The sequence below is a fragment of the Phytobacter cepae genome (assembly GCF_054165735.1).
In genome coordinates this window covers 1,022,454-1,044,104 of record NZ_CM135107.1, presented here as the reverse complement: position 1 = coordinate 1,044,104, position 21,651 = coordinate 1,022,454, and the positions used below count along the sequence as shown (strand labels likewise).

Annotated in this window: 14 protein-coding genes and 1 CRISPR repeat array; of the genes, 3 read left to right on the top strand and 11 right to left on the bottom strand. The window is 53.5% G+C overall.

Annotated elements, in window-relative coordinates:
• The first annotated feature begins 313 nt into the window (after positions 1-313).
• Positions 314-676 carry a 6-carboxytetrahydropterin synthase QueD gene (gene queD / locus ACUY4Q_RS04930; protein ID WP_458045966.1) on the top strand — a complete coding sequence of 121 codons (363 nt, stop codon included), beginning with the start codon at positions 314-316 and terminating at the stop codon, positions 674-676.
• Between the two features lie 644 nt (positions 677-1,320).
• Positions 1,321-1,898: a CRISPR direct-repeat array (repeat unit 29 nt; unit sequence CGGTTTATCCCCGCTCGCGCGGGGAACAC).
• 228 nt (positions 1,899-2,126) lie between these two features.
• Here the strand turns inward: queD and queE are convergent.
• Complete coding sequence (queE, locus tag ACUY4Q_RS04925; RefSeq protein WP_458047261.1) at positions 2,127-2,798, bottom strand: 7-carboxy-7-deazaguanine synthase QueE; 672 nt, start codon at positions 2,796-2,798, stop codon at positions 2,127-2,129.
• A gap of 417 nt (positions 2,799-3,215) precedes the next feature.
• Here queE and ACUY4Q_RS04920 point away from each other — a divergent pair, with 417 nt between their 5' ends.
• Entirely contained in the window at positions 3,216-4,325 is a 1,110-nt protein-coding gene (locus ACUY4Q_RS04920) for an SDR family oxidoreductase (RefSeq protein ID WP_458045965.1), read from the top strand.
• A gap of 68 nt (positions 4,326-4,393) precedes the next feature.
• On the opposite strand, the gene eno is transcribed toward ACUY4Q_RS04920, so the two are convergent.
• From eno to rlmD, 5 genes are all read right to left on the bottom strand, one after another.
• Positions 4,394-5,692 carry a phosphopyruvate hydratase gene (gene eno / locus ACUY4Q_RS04915; protein WP_458045964.1) on the bottom strand — a complete coding sequence of 433 codons (1,299 nt, stop codon included), beginning with the start codon at positions 5,690-5,692 and terminating at the stop codon, positions 4,394-4,396.
• Between the two features lie 79 nt (positions 5,693-5,771).
• Positions 5,772-7,409: a glutamine hydrolyzing CTP synthase gene (pyrG, locus tag ACUY4Q_RS04910; RefSeq protein WP_458045963.1), complete on the bottom strand. Its 1,638-nt coding sequence runs from the start codon at positions 7,407-7,409 to the stop codon at positions 5,772-5,774.
• Between the two features lie 223 nt (positions 7,410-7,632).
• Positions 7,633-8,424 carry a nucleoside triphosphate pyrophosphohydrolase gene (mazG, locus tag ACUY4Q_RS04905; protein WP_458045962.1) on the bottom strand — a complete coding sequence of 264 codons (792 nt, stop codon included), beginning with the start codon at positions 8,422-8,424 and terminating at the stop codon, positions 7,633-7,635.
• 99 nt (positions 8,425-8,523) lie between these two features.
• A complete protein-coding gene (relA, locus tag ACUY4Q_RS04900) occupies positions 8,524-10,758 on the bottom strand; it encodes a GTP diphosphokinase (protein WP_458045961.1) in 2,235 nt (744 codons plus the stop codon).
• 52 nt (positions 10,759-10,810) lie between these two features.
• Positions 10,811-12,109 (bottom strand): 23S rRNA (uracil(1939)-C(5))-methyltransferase RlmD, encoded by a 1,299-nt coding sequence (gene rlmD / locus ACUY4Q_RS04895; RefSeq protein ID WP_458045960.1) that lies wholly within the window; start codon positions 12,107-12,109, stop codon positions 10,811-10,813.
• Between the two features lie 56 nt (positions 12,110-12,165).
• On the opposite strand from rlmD, the gene barA reads away from it, so the two are divergent.
• Positions 12,166-14,922 (top strand): two-component sensor histidine kinase BarA, encoded by a 2,757-nt coding sequence (barA, locus tag ACUY4Q_RS04890; RefSeq protein ID WP_458045959.1) that lies wholly within the window; start codon positions 12,166-12,168, stop codon positions 14,920-14,922.
• 490 nt (positions 14,923-15,412) lie between these two features.
• Here the strand turns inward: barA and ACUY4Q_RS04885 are convergent, their stop codons facing one another.
• From ACUY4Q_RS04885 to ACUY4Q_RS04865, 5 genes are all read right to left on the bottom strand, one after another.
• Entirely contained in the window at positions 15,413-16,552 is a 1,140-nt protein-coding gene (locus tag ACUY4Q_RS04885) for a glycerate kinase (RefSeq protein ID WP_458045958.1), read from the bottom strand.
• Positions 16,553-16,639: 87 nt separating this feature from the next.
• Positions 16,640-17,980, bottom strand: a complete 1,341-nt coding sequence (gudD, locus tag ACUY4Q_RS04880; protein WP_458045957.1) for a glucarate dehydratase — start codon at positions 17,978-17,980, stop codon at positions 16,640-16,642.
• An 18-nt stretch (positions 17,981-17,998) separates the two neighbouring features.
• The gene (locus ACUY4Q_RS04875) at positions 17,999-19,339 is read right to left on the bottom strand and encodes an enolase C-terminal domain-like protein (protein WP_458045956.1); all 1,341 of its coding nucleotides are present in this window, start codon (positions 19,337-19,339) and stop codon (positions 17,999-18,001) included.
• Between the two features lie 2 nt (positions 19,340-19,341).
• Positions 19,342-20,694 (bottom strand): MFS transporter, encoded by a 1,353-nt coding sequence (locus ACUY4Q_RS04870; RefSeq protein ID WP_458045955.1) that lies wholly within the window; start codon positions 20,692-20,694, stop codon positions 19,342-19,344.
• Positions 20,695-21,188: 494 nt separating this feature from the next.
• Positions 21,189-21,638: a flavodoxin gene (locus ACUY4Q_RS04865; RefSeq protein WP_458045954.1), complete on the bottom strand. Its 450-nt coding sequence runs from the start codon at positions 21,636-21,638 to the stop codon at positions 21,189-21,191.
• Positions 21,639-21,651 lie beyond the last annotated feature (13 nt).

Here is a 21,651-nt window from a genome sequence, read left to right as displayed (position 1 = left end):
GTTATGTTCCAGTAAGCAAAGCTGTTTTTCACACCCTGTCAGCGCGATAAAAACAGAAGAGAAAGTAAGGTTAACGGCGGGGATAATAACAATTAAAGAAAGGTTGGAAATAACAAATAACCAAAAGGACTAACCTCTTTTAGTTATAGTTTTTAACAGTAAAACAGGTTGATTAAGTTGTTGATAATAAATATAAATTTAGCGATTAATTTTCAACGTCGAGGACATAATCACTTTTAGCGGTTTTAGTTAATGCTAAAAAAGGTCATCCAGGCTACCATGCGGCGGTTTTTTTTCAGCCAGAGAGTAAATTATGTCAACCACCCTATTTAAAGATTTCATGTTCGAAGCCGCCCACTATTTGCCTCATGTTCCTGCCGGGCATAAGTGCGGTCGTCTTCATGGCCACTCCTTTATGGTGCGCCTGGAAATCACTGGCGAGGTGGATCCGCATACCGGCTGGATTATGGATTTTGCCGAGCTGAAAGCTGCATTCAAGCCCACTTACGATCGTCTCGATCACTATTATCTCAATGAGATCCCCGGCCTTGAAAATCCGACCAGCGAAGTGCTGGCAAGATGGATTTGGGATCAGATTAAACCTGTTGTGCCGCTGTTAAGCGCCGTGACGATCAAAGAGACCTGCACGGCAGGCTGCGTGTATCGCGGGGAGTAGTTTCTTCTTCACTCCGCCGCATCTGTATAGGTAGCCCTTATAGGGACACCCAGCATCCCACAGCGTGGCCTGGTTATCATTGGGTTTACCCACGCTGGCGCGCTGAGGAATCCCTGGAAAAAACGCGTGCACGAGCGGTCCCCTCGCCCCACCGGGGAGAGGGTCAGGGTGAAGGGAAATATGCGGCTCTGAGGGGCATTCCGTTCACCTTATGTTCCTTGCTTTTCTATCGCTCCAGAACCCGTGAACGTGCCAGGGTGGTTCACCGCCACCACCCTGGCGACCCGGGCTCCCGGTCAGGAAAATCGCCGCTGGCGCGGTCCACTATTCGCCCCATCCCTGGGGCTCACCCCTTCAGGGCTAGCGCAAGCGCTATTCAAAATTGCTCCCGGCAATTTTGTCAGCGTATGCCTTCAGGCTTATCGGGGACGGGCGAAGGAAACGTCCGTGTAAAGCCGCCCTCGCCGCGCATCGCCCCGGCCTTACGGATACGCTTCGTCGATTTTCAGCCGGACCCAGTCATCGCGGTGATTGTTTTATTCTCATTGCGCAGTGTTATCGCTGTAAAACGTAATATTACTGGGGATTCCTCAGCGCTCACGCGGGGAACACTTGTCGATGTCTTCAAAGATGCGATCGAAATCCGATTTAACCCCGCTCGCGCGGGGAACACTATGTCTGGTCGAAGGATGGCACTGATTCATTCGGTTTATCCCCGCTCGCGCGGGGAACACTGGGTAAAACATTCGGCAAAGTTCATCAACGACGGTTTATCCCCGCTCGCGCGGGGAACACAGAATCGGGTTTACAGCCATCCCCCCCATAGCCGGTTTATCCCCGCTCGCGCGGGGAACACGGCCCTTTGAGCACCACGGCCAACCTGAACACCGGTTTATCCCCGCTCGCGCGGGGAACACCGCCATCAGCCACTCCTCACACGTCTATCAATCGGTTTATCCCCGCTCGCGCGGGGAACACACGAAGCCTGCCCCGCACCAAATACCTGTCAGCGGTTTATCCCCGCTCGCGCGGGGAACACAAGAAATGCGTTTTTAAGATAGGTGGTGCGGCCGGTTTATCCCCGCTCGCGCGGGGAACACGAATCTGGATAAGGGAAATCCTGATGATAAAACGGTTTATCCCCGCTCGCGCGGGGAACACAGTGCAAACGTGTATTTCAATCCATTTGTTCGCGGTTTATCCCCGCTCGCGCGGGGAACACTCTAATCACAACTTACTGAATTATAATAAGATTTATCACTCTTAAAAATCTACCGATTTTTTTAAGTAAATGTATAAAACTAACTTACTGATAGCGCTGTAAAAAAAGATATAAACGTCGTGCTAATTTCATTTCACCGACCCGGTGTTAAAAGCACATATCAAAAAAAAGCGCCTTGCTATAACACAAGACGCTTTTTTGAGAGGTGTTGATCCAGGCGCGAAATAATCAGGCGATATTCAGGTATTTGTGCGTCTGCATCGACAGGCGCCAGTTGCGTGCGATGCAGGTGTCGATGCACAGCCGCGTGGCATCGTCTTTTTGGCTAATAGGCTGAAGGGCAATCACCCGATGCTTATCGTCTTTCAGTTGCGTCAGTAATTCATCCAGCGCTTCAATATCTCGCATACGCCCGACAGGATGTTTAATTTCATCCGCACGTTCCAGCGCCTGCTGGAGAATGTCATACCCACCTCGCATATTCACTTTCGGCGATACGGTGACCCAGGTGGCATGTGAAGTACGCACTTCATGCGTACCGCTGGTCTCAATCTGGCAACTGAATCCGTGTTTTGCCAGTAAATGCGTGAGTGGAATCAGGTCATGAATGCAGGGTTCGCCGCCCGTTATCACCACATGGCGAGCCGTCCAGCCCTGGCGCTCAATAATGGCCAATAAGTCCTCGCTGGTCGCCGCGCCCCACTTATCGTTCTCTTTGGTTTTTGCCAGAATGCTATAGAGGGAGATTTCCCGATCTTCAAGCTTATCCCAGGTATGTTTGGTGTCGCACCAGGCGCACCCCACCGGGCATCCCTGTAAACGTATAAAAATGGCGGGGACGCCAGTAAAGTAACCCTCACCTTGCAGGGTCTGGAACATCTCATTAATCGGGTACTGCATCATCAACTCAGTCTCAGGAATAAACCGTAATTATTGCAGATTTCGTCTATCAGGGCGAGCTGCCGGGTTGGCAATTGTTGCGTAATTGTCTCCAGCATTAAGGTTAAATGATGATTTTAATTAGATAGCTAAGCATTGCTGATTTGTAATTGTTTATTTCAAATAAGGCAAGGAATTCGAATTTTAAAGCAAATAAAAACGGCAGCACTTAAAATATAACCTTAAAAATCATATAACTATAAATATTTATTTTTAAATTGAATTTACTAAAGTTAATTCTTGTCAAAACATTCACCGCCTAAAACACAACCTTAAAATAACCTTAAGAATTCCCTTTTTTACTGCTGCTCTTATTTAAGGATTGTTTAATTACCGCCAAATACAATCCGCCGAATGAACAACAGCGAGCAAGCAATAATGAATACTCTTTTGATTACAGGTGTGACCGGTTTTCTCGGCGGCGCGGTGTTTGAAAAAATACTTAATGATAATAGCCAAATCAATTATTTACTTTTAGTCAGAGCAGCAGATGCCCATGCTGGCGTTGAGCGCGTGAAAGAAAATATGCGCAAATTCAACATCAGCGAACAGCGTCTGGCGAGGCTGACGGCTGAACATATTCTTATCGGTGATTTAGGCACCCCGGAGCACTTTCTTGACGATCGCCGTCTTGATGATGTCACCCACGTCTTAAATTGCGCAGCCGTCGCTTCCTTTGGGAGCAATCCACTCATCTGGAAAGTGAACGTGGAAGGCACCCTGGCCTTCGCAGGGCGTATGGCAAAAGTGAGAGGCTTACAGCGTTTTCTGCATGTGGGCACTGCCATGTCATGTGCACCGCAAGCAGACTCACTAGTGTATGAAAGCCCTGACTTCAAAGATAACGCCGAACATCTGGTGGAATATACCCATTCAAAATCCACCATTGAACAGTTGATGCGTGAAACGTATCCACAGTTGCCGCTGGTCATTGCTCGTCCGTCGATTGTGGTGGGCCACACTCATTTTGGTTGTCAGCCCTCCAGCAGCATATTTTGGGTGTTCAGCATGGCGCTGATGCTGCAAAAATTCATGTGCTCACTGGATGACAGAGTTGACGTTGTACCGGTGGACTATTGCGCCGATGCACTGCTGATGATGCTGAACAGTGAGATTCCGTCCGGGGAAGTCATTCATATCTCTGCGGGCGAACAGCACAGCGTGAAGTTTGCTGATATCGATCTGGCTATGTCGACAGCGCTGGAAAGAGCACCTGTAAAAGATGTTTATGCCCAGGTGACTTACGAAACGCTGGTGAAAATGCGGCGTGAACTGAAAGATATTTTCGGGCCGTGTAATGAGCGCCTGATGCTTAAAGCCATGCGTTTGTACGGCGCCTTTGCCATGCTCAATGTCCGCTTCAGTAATGACAAGCTGATTGAGTTGGGTATGCCGCAACCTCCGCGTTTTACTGATTATATTGCACGCTGTGTGCAGACCACACGCGGCCTGACTATTCCGCAGCAAATGGCCGTCGATTTTAAATAATCATTAACGTTGAGATAAAAAAAATGCCAGTCCGAAGACTGGCATTTATATTTCAGAGAAAGAGAGGCTTATGCCTGACCTTTGATCTCTTTACGACCGTTGTACGGTGCTTGCTCACCCAGTGCTTCTTCGATACGAATCAGCTGGTTGTATTTAGCAACACGGTCAGAACGGCTCATAGAACCGGTTTTGATCTGGCCAGCAGCGGTACCCACAGCCAGGTCGGCAATGGTCGCGTCTTCAGTTTCGCCAGAACGGTGAGAGATGACAGCAGTATAGCCAGCGTCTTTCGCCATTTTGATCGCAGCCAGAGTTTCGGTCAGAGAACCGATCTGGTTGAATTTGATCAGGATGGAGTTAACGATGCCTTTTTCGATGCCTTCTTTCAGGATCTTGGTGTTGGTTACGAACAGGTCATCACCAACCAGCTGGATTTTGTCGCCCAGTACTTTGGTCTGGTATGCGAAACCGTCCCAGTCAGACTCGTCCAGACCATCTTCGATGGATACGATCGGGTACTGTTTGGTCAGGTCTTCCAGGAAGTGAGTGAATTCTTCGGAGGTGAATGCTTTGTTGCCTTCGCCAGCCAGAACGTATTTACCGTCTTTGTAGAATTCAGATGCTGCACAGTCCATCGCCAGAGTGATGTCTTTGCCCAGCTCGTAGCCCGCAGCTTTTACCGCTTCAGCGATAACAGCCAGCGCTTCGGCGTTGGAACCCAGGTTCGGCGCATAGCCACCTTCGTCACCAACAGCTGTGTTCATGCCTTTAGATTTCAGCACTTTCGCCAGGTTGTGGAACACTTCTGAACCCATACGTACCGCTTCTTTCAGGGATTTCGCGCCAACTGGCTGAATCATGAATTCCTGAATGTCTACGTTGTTGTCAGCGTGCTCACCACCGTTGATGATGTTCATCATCGGAACCGGCATGGAGTATTTGCCCGGGGTGCCGTTCAGTTCAGCGATGTGTGCATACAGCGGCAGGCCTTTAGAGGCAGCAGCAGCTTTAGCAGCAGCCAGGGAAACGGCCAGGATTGCGTTAGCACCGAAGTTAGATTTGTTTTCAGTACCGTCGAGGTCGATCATGATCTTATCAAGACCAGCCTGATCTTTGGCGTCTTTGCCAAGGATAGCCTGAGCAATCGGGCCGTTAACCGCGCCAACTGCTTTCAGTACGCCTTTACCCAGGAAGCGGGATTTGTCGCCATCGCGCAGTTCCAGCGCTTCGCGGGAACCTGTAGAAGCACCTGACGGAGCAGCAGCCAGACCTACGAAACCACCTTCCAGGTGAACTTCAGCTTCAACAGTCGGGTTACCACGGGAGTCGATGATTTCACGACCGATGACTTTAACGATTTTGGACATTAGAATTTCCTCAGTACAAGTTAAACTAAAACTCCAGACAAACAACGCGTACCGGTGGTACGCGTTGCCGTTCTAACTCTTACTTCGCCTGACGCTTCTGGAACTCACTGGCGGCTTTCACAAAGCCTGCAAACAGTGGGTGCCCATCACGTGGCGTAGAAGTAAATTCCGGGTGGAATTGACAAGCGACGAACCACGGATGGTTTGGCACTTCGATGATCTCGACCAACTGATCATCGCCGGAACGGCCTGCAACACGCAGACCCGCAGCTTCAATTTGTTTCAACAGCAGATTGTTCACTTCGTAGCGATGGCGATGACGTTCAACAATGGTAGGCGCGTCATACAACTGACGGACCAGGCTGTCGTCGCTAAGCTGGCACTGCTGCGCGCCGAGGCGCATGGTACCACCGAGATCGCTCTTCTCCGAACGTACTTCAATCTGGCCTTCTTCATCTCGCCATTCGGTAATGAGCGCCACAACCGGGTACTTACAGTCTGGCACAAATTCCGTTGAGTTGGCGTTCTCCATGCCCGCAACGTTGCGAGCATATTCGATGAGAGCAACCTGCATACCCAGGCAAATGCCCAGATAAGGAATATTATTTTCACGCGCATAGCGTGCGGTGGCGATTTTGCCTTCCACGCCGCGGTAGCCGAAGCCACCAGGGATCAGGATAGCATCCAGATCTTTCAGAATCTCGACACCACGTGTTTCAACATCTTGCGAATCGATAAGTTTGATGTTGACGGTAACACGATTTTTCAGCCCACCGTGTTTCAGCGCTTCGATAACTGACTTGTAAGCATCCGGCAGTTCAATGTACTTACCGACCATACCGATAGTGACTTCATTTACCGGGTTAGCCTGCTGGTAAATAACTTGTTCCCATTCGGCCAGGTTTGCTTCCGGGCAGTTCAAGCTGAATCGTTTACAAATATAATCGTCCAGCCCCTGTGATTTCAACAGGCCCGGAATTTTATAAATGGAATCGACATCTTTAAGGGAGATTACAGCCTTTTCAGGAACATTACAGAACAATGCAATCTTCGCGCGCTCGTTGGCCGGAACGGCGCGATCGGAGCGGCAAATCAGGATGTCAGGCTGAATACCGATAGACAGCAGCTCTTTAACGGAGTGCTGAGTCGGTTTGGTTTTCACTTCACCGGAAGCAGCCATGTACGGGACCAGCGTCAGGTGCATATAGAGCGTGCGCTCACGGCCCACTTCAACGGCCATCTGGCGGATCGCTTCAAGGAACGGCAGGGATTCAATGTCACCGACGGTGCCACCGATCTCAACCAGCACCACATCGTGGCCTTCACCGCCTTCGATGATGCGTTCTTTGATAGCGTTAGTAATATGAGGAATAACCTGAACGGTTGCGCCCAGGTAATCGCCACGGCGCTCTTTACGCAGAACTTCAGAGTAGATACGACCCGTCGTGAAGTTGTTGCGGCGCGTCATTTTGGTACGAATGAAGCGCTCGTAGTGACCCAGGTCCAGGTCGGTTTCAGCGCCGTCTTCAGTAACGAACACTTCCCCGTGTTGGATTGGGCTCATGGTACCCGGATCGACGTTGATGTACGGATCCAGTTTCATCATGGTCACATTGAGGCCACGGGCTTCAAGAATGGCTGCGAGGGAGGCTGCGGCAATGCCTTTACCCAGAGAGGATACGACCCCGCCGGTCACAAAAATATAGTTCGTTGTCATGCTGAACCTGAGAAGTTAGGGTGAAACGATGGAATAACCAGGACGGGAAAGTAGTATACCCGAACAGGGCGTGCCTCACAAACTTTCATTCTCACCCCTTATCCCTAACCTCACCTGTAATAAGGAGTGAGAAAATAGCCACTTTCGGCTAAATGTTTTTGACGCAAATCAAGCGCTTGTTATTTAAAAAATCACACAAATAGCACTTGATCGCAGAAACTCGTTAGAGATCAGTTTCCTGGCGTTTTACTTCCTGCCAGACTTCTTCCATGGTTTCGAGGTCGACGCCGGTCATTTCCAGCCCACGCGAGGTAACAATTCTTTCCACCTCGCGAAAACGCCGCTCAAATTTCAGGTTGGCTTTTTGCAGGGCAACCTCTGCTTTTACCCCCAAATGGCGAGAAAGATTGACGGTGGCGAACAATAAATCGCCCACTTCCTCTTCAAGCTTCGCTTCATCCACAACCGCCTGTTTCGCCTCATCCATCACTTCGTCAATTTCTTCGTAGACTTTATCCAGCACCGGACCAAGCGTCGTCCAGTCAAAACCCACCGTAGAACAGCGTTTCTGGATTTTATGAGCACGCATAAGGGCCGGGAGACTGTGCGGAATATCATCCAGCGCTGAATGCTGAGATTTTTCAGCGCGTTCCGCAGTTTTGATCTCTTCCCAGCGCGCCAGCACTTCGCTGCTGTTACCCGCATGGGCATTGCCGAAGATGTGCGGGTGACGGCGTTCCAGTTTGTCACTGATAGCGGCACAGACATCATCAAAGTTAAACAAGGTCTGCTCCTGAGCCATCTGTGCGTAGAACACGACCTGGAAGAGCAAATCACCCAGCTCACCGCGCAAATCGTCAAAGTCTTCCCGCGCAATCGCGTCCAGCACTTCGTAGGTCTCTTCGAGGGTATAAGGCGCGATGGTGGCGAACGTTTGTTCTTTGTCCCACGGGCAGCCATTTTCCGGGTCACGCAGGCGTTGCATGATGCCGAGCAGGCGGTCAATTTGGTTCATTGGAATGTCCTGAGAACGTAGGCCCGATAAGCAAAGCGCCATCGGGCATTGTGATATTGCCGGAGGGTGACTTACGCCTTATCCGGCCTACAAAAAATATCAGCCGCCATGCAGTCGACGAGCGTCGATTACATCCGGTACCTGGTTCAGTTTACTGAGTACGCGTCCCAGCACCTGCAGGTTGTAGATTTCGATGTTCATATCGATGGTGGCGAGCTGTTGTTTGGTATCACTGCGGCTGGCAACGCCCAGCACGTTGACCTTCTCGTTAGCGAGGATAGTGGTGATATCGCGAAGCAGGCCGCTGCGGTCATTCGCAGTGACACGCACCACCAGCGAATAGCCCGCAGAGTAGCTCTCTCCCCAGACGGCATCAACCAGGCGCTCCGGGGCATGTGCCCGCAGTTCGTGGAGCTGATCGCAGTCCGCCCGGTGAATAGAGATTCCCCTGCCCTGAGTGATAAAGCCCACAATTTCATCGCCCGGAATTGGCTGGCAGCAGCGCGCAATATGGTGCATCAGATTACCGACACCCTCCACCACCACGCGACCATTGTCTTTACTGCGTGTTTGCGGCGCATAGGTTTTCTGCTGCAGTTGTTTCAGCGCAGCGGCATCCTGCTCCGCAGCGCTCGGTTTATTGAACTGCGCCTGCAGGAAGTTGACCATCTGATTGAGGCGAATATCGCCTCCGCCAATCGCCGCCAGCAGCTCTTCCAGATCGTTAAAGTTGTAGCGCGGAAGCAGCTGTTTCTCCGCCTCTTTCAGGCTAATGCCGAGGTGTGCCAGTTCATCGTCCAGGATTTGACGGCCGGCAAGAATGTTTTTATCCCTGTCCTGTTTACGGAACCAGTTATGGATTTTAGAACGCCCACGGCTGGTGGTTACGTAGCCCAGGTTAGGGTTCAGCCAGTCGCGGCTCGGGTTTGGCTGCTTCTGGGTGATGATTTCAATCTGATCGCCCATCTGCAACTGGTAGGTAAAGGGAACAATACGCCCGCCGATTTTTGCCCCGATGCAACGATGCCCGACATCGCTATGAATGTGGTAAGCAAAGTCCAGCGGCGTGGAGCCTGCGGGCAAGTCCACCACATCCCCTTTCGGCGTAAAGACATACACCCTGTCATCAAAGACCTGGCTACGCACTTCATCCAGCATTTCGCCGGAGTCCGCCATCTCTTCCTGCCACGCAATCAGCTTACGCAGCCAGGCAATACGATCTTCATGGCTGGAGCGCGGGCCAGGTGTTGCGGTACCTTCTTTGTATTTCCAGTGCGCGGCAACACCCAGCTCAGCGTCTTCGTGCATCTGTTTGGTTCGGATCTGGATTTCTACGGTTTTGCCGCCCGGCCCCAGCACCACCGTATGGATAGACTGGTAGCCATTCGGTTTAGGGTTCGCCACATAATCATCGAACTCATCCGGCAAATGGCGGAAATGGGTATGCACGATGCCCAATGCCGCATAGCAGTCCTGCAGGCGTTCGGCCACGATACGCACGGCGCGGACGTCAAACAGCTCGTCAAAAGCGAGATGCTTCTTCTGCATTTTGCGCCAGATGCTGTAGATATGCTTCGGACGACCATAAACCTCCGCTTTAACGCCTTCGTTTTTGATTTCAGAGCGTAAATGGCCGACGAATTCGTCGATATAATGTTCGCGATCGATGCGGCGTTCATGCAGCAGTTTGGCGATGCGCTTGTATTCCGCCGGGTGCAGATAGCGGAAGCAGTAATCTTCCAGCTCCCATTTGAGCTGACCAATCCCGAGACGGTTCGCCAAGGGCGCATAGATATTGGTACATTCTTTAGCAGCCAGCACGCGCTCGTCTTCCGGCGCATCTTTGACTTCTCGCAGATGGGCAACACGTTCAGCGAGCTTGATGACCACACAACGGAAATCATCCACCATCGCCAGCAGCATGCGCCGGACGTTATCCACCTGTTCGGAGGAGACGGAGTCGTTATGGGTCGCTTTGAGCTGACGGATGGCGGCCATATCGCGCACCCCGTGAATAAGCTCGACGATGGAGTTGCCCACGCTTTCGCGCAGCACATCTTCGCTGACCACGTCAGCGTCTGCCAGCGGGAAGAGTAACGCCGCTCGCAACGTATCGAGATCCATACTGAGCATGGAGAGGATTTCCACCATCTCGACGCCGCGCCAGAGCAGTATTTCAGCGTCCGGGTGTCCTTGCGTTTGTCGCAGACAATATTCCCAGGTTTCGGTTAAGCGTTCACACGACGGCTGACTGGAGATACCCAGACTGGCGATCCATTTTTTTGGATCGAACTCACCCGCTTTATTCAAATGCGCACTTCTTACCGCAACCATTGTCCTCTCCTTTAAGGGACCGGGCCTGCCGAATTCAGCAAGCCGAAATTAATCACTTCTGCTCGAATAAAACCATCGATTCCAGATGCCCAGTGTGCGGGAACATATCCAACATCGCCAGCCGCTGAATCTGGTAACCTGCACTTAAGAGCGCCTCACTGTCACGGGCAAGGGTTGCCGGGTTACAGGAAACGTACACCACTTTTTTGGGTGCTAATTTTATCACGTACTGCATTACACCTGCTGCGCCGGCACGGGCGGGGTCCAGCAGAATTTTATCAAACCCCTGTCGCGCCCACGGTTGCTGAGTGACATCTTCGTCGAGATTCTCATGAAAAAATGTCACATTCTGCAACGCATTTTGCCGGGCATTTTCCCGGCCCTTGTCGACCAGTGCCGCAACCCCTTCAACGCCCACCACGCTCGCGGCCTGTTTTGCCAGAGGCAGCGTAAAGTTGCCCATTCCGCAGAACAGGTCCAGAACCCGATCGTCAGGCTGAACGTCAAGCCAGGCCAGCGCGGCGGCCACCATTTTCTGGTTAACCCCGTCATTCACCTGGATGAAATCTCGTGGACTGAACGTTAAGCGTAGCCCGTTCGAGCTATACCAGGGTGCTTCTCCAGTAACAGGTTCCAGTATGTCGCTTTCCGGGGCGAGATACAGCATCAGTCCCTCGGAATGCGAAAAGCGTTCCAGTTTTTGCCTGTCAGCAGCAACAAGCGGTGCCGTGTGACGCAAAATCATCATTGGACCGTTATCGGCCAGCACCAATTCGACATGGCCTAAATGACGCACACCCTGCAGCGTAGCGAGACATTCGTGCAGCGGCTTGAGTAATGCCTCAAGACGGGGCACCAATACAGGGCAGCGCACCACATTGACGATCTCTTTGCCGCTCGCCTTGCGAAAACCCATTTCCAGACGCTGAGATTTCGGCTGCCAACTGAGGCTTAAACGCGCGCGGCGGCGGTATCCCCATGCTGAACCAGAGATAATCTCATCTACGTCACGTTTCATCATTCTGGCCAGCGCCGCACTTTTGCTGCTCTGCTGTAGTGCAACGCTGGCATGCTGTTGCTGGCATCCTCCGCAAACAGCAAAATGGGGACAGGGCGGCGTGACGCGCTCAGGACTGTCATTGTGACGACGTTTGACCTCACCTCGTGCGAACTGACGCTTATCATCAACGAGGACAACGTCCGCCGTCTCCTGCGGTAATAATCCGGGCACAAACAGCGCTTTTCCATTATGCCGTGCAACCCCCTGACCAAAGGGGTCGAGGTCGTTTACTGTTACGGTTACTTTTTGACTAGTCGTCACACGTCGTTTTGCAGAGTAGAATTGCGCCATTGCCGAGAATTTTCTCAATTACAGATAATGGCCACATTCTCCCATAACGGAACCCCATGACCAACTACAGCCTGCGTGCGCGCATGATGATTCTGATCCTCGCCCCCACGGTCTTAATCGGCGTGCTGCTGAGTATCTTCTTCGTCGTCCATCGCTACAACGACTTACAGCGTCAACTGGAAGACGCGGGAGCCAGTATCATTGAGCCCCTTGCGGTCTCCAGTGAATACAGCATGACCCTCCAGGACCGGGAAGCCATTGGTCAGCTCATCAGCGTACTGCATCGCCGTCACTCTGAAATCGTCCGCGCCATTTCTATTTATGATGAACAAAACCACCTCTTTGTTACCTCCAATTTCCAGCTTGATCCCCGCGGATTACGTCTACCCGACGGCGCAGCCTTTCCCCGACGTCTGACCGTCACCCGTATCGGAGACCAGATGATCCTGCGTACGCCAATCGTCTCAGAGGGCTACTCCCCCGACGAGTCCGCGTTAACGGATGCCAAACCGGCAGGAAATATGTTGGGGTACGTCGCGCTGGAACTGGATCTTAAATCGGTTCGCTTACAGCAATACAAAGAGATTTTTATCTCCAGCCTGATGATTTTATTCTGTATCGGCATTGCGTTGATTTTTGGCTGGCGGCTGATGCGCGATGTCACCAGTCCGATTCGCAATATGGTTAACACGGTTGACCGCATTCGACGTGGTCAACTGGACAGTCGCGTTGAGGGCTTTATGCTCGGCGAACTCGATATGCTGAAAAACGGCATCAACTCGATGGCGATGTCGCTGGCGGCCTATCACGAAGAGATGCAACACAATATCGACCAGTCCACGTCGGATCTGCGTGAAACGCTGGAACAGATGGAGATTCAGAACGTCGAGCTGGATTTGGCGAAAAAACGTGCGCAGGAGGCCGCGCGCATCAAGTCCGAGTTTCTTGCCAATATGTCTCACGAGCTGCGTACGCCGCTTAATGGCGTCATTGGTTTCACCCGCCTGACGCTGAAATCTGAACTGAACCCAACCCAGCGTGACCATATGCTGACCATTGAGCGTTCGGCCAATAATCTGCTGGCGATCATTAATGATGTGCTGGACTTCTCCAAGCTCGAAGCGGGAAAACTGATCCTCGAAAGCATCCCGTTCCCGCTGCGCAGCACGCTGGATGAGGTGGTGACGCTGCTGGCGCACTCTGCGCATGATAAAGGCCTTGAACTGACGCTCAATACTCGCAACGACGTACCGGATAACGTGATTGGCGATCCGTTGCGCCTCCAGCAGGTCATTACTAACATTGTCGGTAATGCGATTAAATTCACCGAAAGCGGCAACATCGATATCCTGGTGGAAAAGCGCGCCATCAGTAATAACAAGGTGCAGATTGAGGTGCAGATTCGCGATACGGGTATCGGCATCCCTGAACGCGATCAGTCACGGCTCTTCCAGGCGTTTCGTCAGGCGGATGCCAGTATTTCTCGTCGTCACGGCGGAACGGGTCTGGGGTTAGTTATCACCCAACGCCTGGTCAATGAGATGGGCGGTGATATCTCATTCCATAGTCAGCCTAACCGCGGTTCAACCTTCTGGTTTAACATTAATCTCGATCTGAACCCCAATGCGATTACCGAAGGACCGGTCACGGGATGCCTGAAGGGTAAACGTCTGGCCTATATCGAACCGAATGCCGCTGCGGCACAAAGCACGCTGGACGTGTTAAGCACCACCCCCCTTGAGGTGATTTATAGCCCGTCGTTCTCCGCCCTGCCGCCCGATCACTACGATATTCTGTTGATGTCTATTCCGGTGACCTTGCGTGACCCCTTAAGCATGCAGCATGAGAGGCTGGCAAGAGCCAAGTCGATGACCGATTACCTGCTGCTGGCGCTACCGTGCCATGCGCAGATTAACGCTGAAGAGCTTAAACAGGATGGCGCAGCGGCCTGTCTGCAAAAACCGCTCACCGCGACACGTCTGCTGCCCGCGTTGACAGAATACTGTCGTTCGGCACGGCAATCCCCCTCCGTTGATGAAACCAAGCTTCCGATGACCGTAATGGCGGTGGATGACAACCCGGCCAACCTGAAACTTATCGGCGTACTGCTGGAAGATCAGGTCCAGCATGTGGAAGTGTGCAACAGTGGTGCGCAGGCGCTTGAGCGCGCAAAACAGATGCAGTTTGATTTGATTCTGATGGATATCCAGATGCCGGAGATGGACGGCATTCGGGCCTGCGAACTGATTCGTCAATTGCCGCATCAGCAGCAGACACCGGTGATTGCAGTGACTGCACATGCGATGGCCGGGCAGAAAGAGAAGCTGCTCAGCGCCGGGATGAACGATTATCTGGCAAAACCCATCGAAGAAGACAAGCTGCATAATCTGCTGTTGCGCTATAAGCCCGATCCGGTCATTACCACCGCGGCGTCTGACGCGGCGGCGAAGGCAGCCGAACCGATCGTGAATGAAGACGTAACGCTCGACTGGCAGCTCGCCCTGCGCCAGGCGGCAGGAAAAACCGATCTCGCCCGCGAACTGCTACAAATGCTGGTGGCATTTTTACCGGAAATTCGTAATCGGGTTGAGGAACAGCTGGTCGGTGAAGCCCCTGAGGGTTTGATGGAGTCCATTCATAAACTGCACGGCAGTTGTAGCTATAGCGGTGTTCCGCGCCTGCAAAAGCTGTGCAAACTGATAGAACATCATTTGCGTAGCGGCGTACCCGCCGAGGATCTGGAGCCAGAGTTTCTGGAACTGCTCGATGAGATGGATAACGTGACTCGCGAGACGCGAAAACTGATGGGGTAGCCGGTGATAGCCTCTCCCGCAAGGCAGAGGGATCCCTGGTACTATTAGGTTTTACAGCGATAACATTGCTCAATGAGAATAAGACGCTCACCGCGATGACAGGGTCCGGCTGAAAATCGACGAAGCGTATCCGTAAGGCCGGGGCGACGTGCAGGGATGCGCGGCGAGGGCGACTTTACACGGACGTTACCTTCGCCCGTCCCCGATAAGCCTGAAGGAATATGCTGAGTGGACCGCGCCAGCGGCGATTTTCCTGGCCGGGAGCCCGGGTCGCCAGGGCGGTGGCGGTGAACCGCCCTGGCACGTTCACGGGTTCTGGCGCGACAGAAAAGCAAGGAACATAAAGTGAACGGAATGCCCCTCAGAGCCGCATGTTTCCCCTCACCCTGGCCCTCTCCTCAAAGAGGAGAGGGAACTGTCCGTGCTCGTATTACTTTGTGGGGATCCCTCAGCCCTGCGGAGAAAGGCAAGGTGAGGGTACGTACAAGCGCTACTTGCCTTGTCCGATTTTTAATACCGCCGCGATGTTACGGGCCGCCATGCGGACATTCTCTCCCGCATTGGCCAATGCATCATCCAACGAACAGATTTTATAAATCACACTGAAAACAGCGTCGATGCCGTGGTCATGCACCACACCCACATCTGCCGTCAGGCTTCCGGCAATGCCAATAACCGGAACGTTATAGCGCTTAGCGACGCTTGCCACCCCAACCGGCACCTTGCCATTGATGGTCTGGCTATCGATGCGTCCTTCACCGGTAATCACCAGGTCGGCATCAGCGACATGGGCGTCCAGGGACAATGCCTCGGTGACAATCTCAATACCCCGACGCAGTTCAGCGCCACAGAAGGCGAAGAGACCCGCCCCCATACCGCCCGCCGCGCCGCCGCCGGCCAGATTCAATACCTCGACATCAAGGTCCCTGGCGATGAGCTTCGCATAATGACCCAGCGCTTGATCCAGGCGGGCAATCATTTTTGGCGTCGCCCCTTTCTGTGGGCCGAAGATGGCTGATGCCCCCTCTTTCCCGGTCAGCGGGTTAGTGACATCACAGGCCACTTCGATGCGGCAGTCAGCAAGACGCTTGTCCAGCTCGCGCACATCAATACTCGCCAGCGTTTCCAGTGCGGCCCCGCCCGGCCCAATCTGCTGGCCCTGTTTATCCAGCAATTTTGCGCCCAGCGCCTGCACCATCCCGGCACCGCCGTCATTGGTGGCACTGCCGCCAATGCCGATGATGATATGTTTTACGCCTGAATCCAGCGCGTGACGGATCAGCTCACCGGTTCCCCACGAGGTGGTGACCAGCGGGTCACGCTGCGCTGCGGGAACCAATTCAAGACCGCTGGCAGCAGCCATCTCGATAAAGGCACACTGTTCATCGCCAGACAGACCATAAAAACCCTCAACCGCCTCACCTAACGGGCCTTTCACTGCCACATTCACAATGCGCCCGCAGGTCGCGGCAACCATGGCCTCAACTGTCCCTTCGCCACCGTCCGCCACCGGCAATTTTACATATTCAGCCGTGGGAAAAATTTCGCGAAACCCGCTTTCAATCGCGGTCGCAACCTCTAAGGCACTCAAACTTTCTTTATAAGAGTCAGGTGCAATAACAATCTTCATAAGCCATCCTTACGCATATTCACTGCCGCAAGCATATACCCGGAAGCCTAAGGAAACTGCCAGCCTCCGCAGAGACTGGCGATCCTATTAACGCACCATGCAAGGACGTTTGTTGTCGAACGTCCAGCCCGGGATCAGGTACTGCATCCCCATGGCGTCGTCGCGCGCGCCCAGACCGTGTTTCTGATACAGCTCGTGCGCCTTCATCACCTGGTCCATGTCCAGCTCCACCCCCAGACCCGGCGTCGTCGGCACCTGCACCATCCCGCCTTTGATCTCAAACGGCTCTCTGGTCAGGCGCTGGTTGCCCTCCTGCCAGATCCAGTGCGTATCAATCGCGGTGATTTTACCCGGCGCCGCTGCCGCCACGTGGGTGAACATCGCCAGCGAGATGTCGAAGTGGTTGTTGGAGTGCGAGCCCCAGGTCAGGCCGAACTCGTGGCACATCTGCGCCACACGCACCGAGCCCTGCATGGTCCAGAAGTGCGGGTCCGCCAGCGGGATATCCACCGACTGCAGCGACAGCGTGTGCCCCATCTGACGCCAGTCGGTGGCAATCATGTTGGTGGCGGTCGGCAGGCCGGTGGCACGGCGGAACTCCGCCATCACTTCACGCCCGGAGAAGCCCTGCTCCGCGCCACACGGGTCTTCCGCGTAGGCCAGCGAGCCTTTCAGGTATTTGCCGATGCTGATGGCTTCGTTCAGGGACCAGGCGCCGTTCGGGTCGAGGGTGACGCGCGCGTCGGGGAAGCGCTTCGCCAGCGCCACGATGGACTCGGCCTCTTCTTCCCCGGCCAGCACCCCGCCTTTGAGTTTGAAGTCATTGAAGCCATATTTTTCATACGCCGCTTCCGCCAGACGCACCACAGCATCCGGGGTCATCGCCTCGTCATGACGCAGACGGTACCAGTCGCATTTTTCATCCGGCTGGCTCTGGTAGGGCAGCGGCGTCGCCTTACGGTTGCCGACGAAGAACAGGTAGCCGAGCATTTCCACTTCGCTGCGCTGCTGGCCGTCACCGAGCAGGGAGGCGACGTTGACGCCCAGGTGCTTACCCAGCAGGTCGAGCATGGCGGATTCAATGGCGGTGACCACGTGGATGGTGGTGCGCAGGTCAAAAGTCTGCAGGCCGCGGCCCGCGGCGTCGCGGTCAGCAAAGGCGCTGCGCACCTCGTTGAGGACGTTTTTATAGGCGCCGAGGGTTTTGCCGGTAATCAGCGGGGCCGCGTCTTCAATAGTCTGACGGATTTTTTCGCCGCCGGGGACTTCACCGACGCCGGTGTTGCCGGCGTTGTCGGTGATGATGACGATGTTACGGGTGAAGAACGGTGCGTGGGCACCGCTCAGGTTCATCAGCATGCTGTCATGCCCGGCAACCGGGATGACTTTGACTGAGGTAACAACAGGAGTCGAACTTTGCGTACTCATCGTGAATCCTTTTGTCTGTTACTGACGTCCAAAGACCGGGCGTTTACGATCGAATGTCCAGCCAGGGATGAGGTACTGCATCGGACCGGCATCATTACGCGCACCGCCTGGCAGGCGTTTATAGGCAGCGTGGGCTTTCTCAATTTGCGCCCAGTCAATCTCCACGCCCAGACCTGGCGCATCCGGCACCGCAATCTGCCCGCCTTTAATTTCCAGCGGCTGCTTCGTCAGGCGCGCATCGCCTTCCTGCCAGATCCAGTGGGTATCAATCGCGGTCGGATTTCCCGGTGCCGCAGCGCCCACATGGGTGAACATCGCCAGCGAGATATCAAAGTGGTTATTGGAATGGCAGCCCCAGGTCAGCCCCCAGTCGTCACACAGCTGCGCCACGCGCACGGCACCGGAAAGCGTCCAGAAGTGCGGGTCCGCCAGCGGAATATCGACCGCATTAAGCATCACCGAGTGCCCCATTTCACGCCAGTTGGTGGCAATCATATTGGTTGCCACCGGCAGACCGGTGGCACGGCGGAACTCCGCCATCACTTCACGGCCAGAGAAGCCCTGTTCTGCACCACAAGGATCTTCCGCGTAGGTCAGTACATCCTGCAGCCCTTTGCACAGTTCGATGGCCTCATCGAGCAGCCAGGCGCCGTTCGGGTCTACGGTAATACGTGCATCCGGGAAGCGCTTTTTCAGTTCACGTGCGGTTTCGATCTCTTTCTCGCCCGGCAGAACCCCGCCTTTGAGTTTGAAGTCTTTGAAACCGTAGCGGTCCTGAGAGGCCTCTGCCAAACGCACCACCGCGTCGCTGTTCATCGCTTCCTGATGGCGCAGGTGATACCACTCATGGCTGCCGTCGGTTTTGTCGAGATACGGCAGGTCGGTTTTGGTACGGTCGCCGATATAGAAGAGGTAACCCAGCACGGTCACCGCATCACGCTGCTTGCCCGGACCGAGCAGTTCACACACCGGGACGTTCAGCGCTTTGCCGAGCAGGTCCAGCAGAGCGGCTTCAAGCGCCGCCACTGCGTTGACGCGCAGTTCAAAGGTCCAGGCGCCTTTGCCGAAGTTATCAAAATCGTGTGCCTGATTACCTTTATGCACACGCTGAACCACTTTGTTGAGGCGGGCCACTTCCTGGCCGAGCACCATGGGGATCGCATCCACCAGGGTCTGATAAATCACTTCACCACCCGGGGCCTCACCAACGCCGGTATTACCGGCGTTGTCCGTGAGAACGACGATGTTACGCGTGAAATAAGCGTTATGTGCACCGCCAATGTTCATCAACATGCTGTCATGACCGGCGACCGGAATGACCTTCATATCTGTAACGACGGGGCTTGCTTGCGTACTCATAGTTATTGTCCTGTTACGGGTTTCAGTTCGATACGTTTGATATTGCCAACCAGCACCAGATAAGCCAGTACGGCAACCAGCGCGTGAATACCGACGTAGATCAGCGCGCCGTTAAACGAGCCCGTCGTCCCCACGATGTAGCCGATAGCAATCGGGGTCACGATGCCGGAAATGTTACCGAACATATTGAACAGACCGCCGCTCAGACCGCTGATTTCTTTTGGTGCTGTGTCTGCCATCACTGCCCAACCCAGCGCACCGATACCTTTACCGAAGAAGGCCATAGACATGAAGCCGATAATCATCCATTCCACGTCGGTGTAGTTACAGAACACCATCACCATGGAGAGCAGCATGCCCAGTACGATAGGTGTTTTACGGGCAATATTCAGAGAGCCGGTACGACGCATTAACCAGTCGGAGATAACCCCCCCGAGAACGCCGCCCGCAAAGCCACAAATGGCCGGAACAGAGGCGATAAAGCCCGCTTTCAAAATGGACATACCGCGAGCCTGGACCAGATAAACCGGGAACCAGGTGATAAAGAAGTAGGTCAGCGCGTTAATACAGTATTGACCGAGATAGATCCCCATCATCATGCGGGAACCGAGCAACTGCTTGATTTGACCCCATTTCACGCTGAACGGCACTTTAACGGCGTCTTTCTTCTGATCCATGTTGATCAGCGCGCCACCTTCAGCGATGTACTCCAGCTCTTTCTTGTTCGCTTTCGGGTGCTCGTTTGGCTCGTAAATCACTTTCAGCCAGATAAAGCTGATAACGATGCCCAAACCGCCCATGAAGAAGAACACGTGTGACCAGCCCACTTCATGGGTTAACCATCCCATGATCGGTGCGAAGATGACCGTGGCAAAATATTGTGCGGAGTTAAAAATCGAGACCGCCGTGCCCCTCTCCTGCGCCGGGAACCAGGCCGCCACTATTCGACTGTTACCCGGGAAGGACGGAGCCTCAGCCAGCCCTACCAGGAAGCGCAGGGTGAAGAGCGCGACGATGATGCCAAAGCCGCTGAAAATATCGACGAAGCCCTGCAGTAAGGTAAACAGGGACCAAATGAAAATGGACCAGAAATAAACACGTTTAGAACCGAAGCGGTCAAGCAACCAGCCGCCCGGAATCTGGCCGATGACATAGGCCCAGGAAAATGCGGAGAAAACATAACCCATACCGATCGGGTCAAGGCCGATGTCTTTGGCCATTTGTGAACCCGCAATCGACAGCGTCGCGCGGTCACCGTAGTTGAAGGATGTGACGATAAACAGCATCACCACTATCCAGTAGCGGGCATTTGTGCGCTTTTCGGCGCTGCTCGCTGCTTGGCTTAATGAACTCATGGTTGTACTCCCGAAGCATAAATGTTCATGTACATTCATCCTGAACAGCGCAACCGGTAGGGGTAGTCAGGAAGATGTATTTGTGTTTTTCGCAGCTTGTCTTGCCGGGTCGCTATTCCCTGCGTACTGCGTTTTATGGACTGGCGAGAAAAGTATAAAAAGGGGTGGGTAATCTCTCACCGTGCAACCACACAACATTCCAGAGCCTGGTCAGTTGGGTTTAATGCATCAGCACAACGGGATGGGGAGTAACTCACGGAAATGAAAAGTTGGGGCGCTAACATTTGGTTAAAAGACGGGCAGTTTTAATTAATGTGAAACGCATCGCTTGACGCAATGCAAGTGCACTTTTTTCGAGGGTGGAAGTGGAGATTTTACGGGCATATGCCAGAAGCTTACTCGTTTCAGTAACAGGATTGCGCCTTTCGTCGTTATTTATTCGCTAACGCGCTAAAAAAAGCAGTTAGCCCTCCGCGCAGAGGGAGGGCTAAACCTTATTTCAGCAACGTTGACCACTGCTCAACCCAAGGATTGGAGCGGGTTTCGGGTTCAGGATCTTCACTGGCGTCAATCAGGAGTACGTCGCCAACACGCTGTGCGTTTTGCTCTTGTAGCAAGGCATCGAACTGTTTGCCACCGCCGCAGAAATGGGAGTATGTGCTATCGCCCAAAGCAATGACTCCGTAATGCAGTTCGGGTTGGTAACCCAGACTGTCACGAATAAAATGAAACAGCGGCGCAATGCTCTCCGGCAGATCACCCTGCCCGGTTGTTGAGGTAACGATCAGCGCGTATTTATCCTGATAAATCGCCCAGTCAGCCGCTTGTGGATCTTCATACACCGTGGCCTTGTGGCCCTGTTCATTCAGAATGGCTTGCGCTTCCTCTGCTACCAGCAGCGCGTTGCCGTACATCGTGCCCACAAATATTCCGATTTCAGCCATGCCATGCACTCCT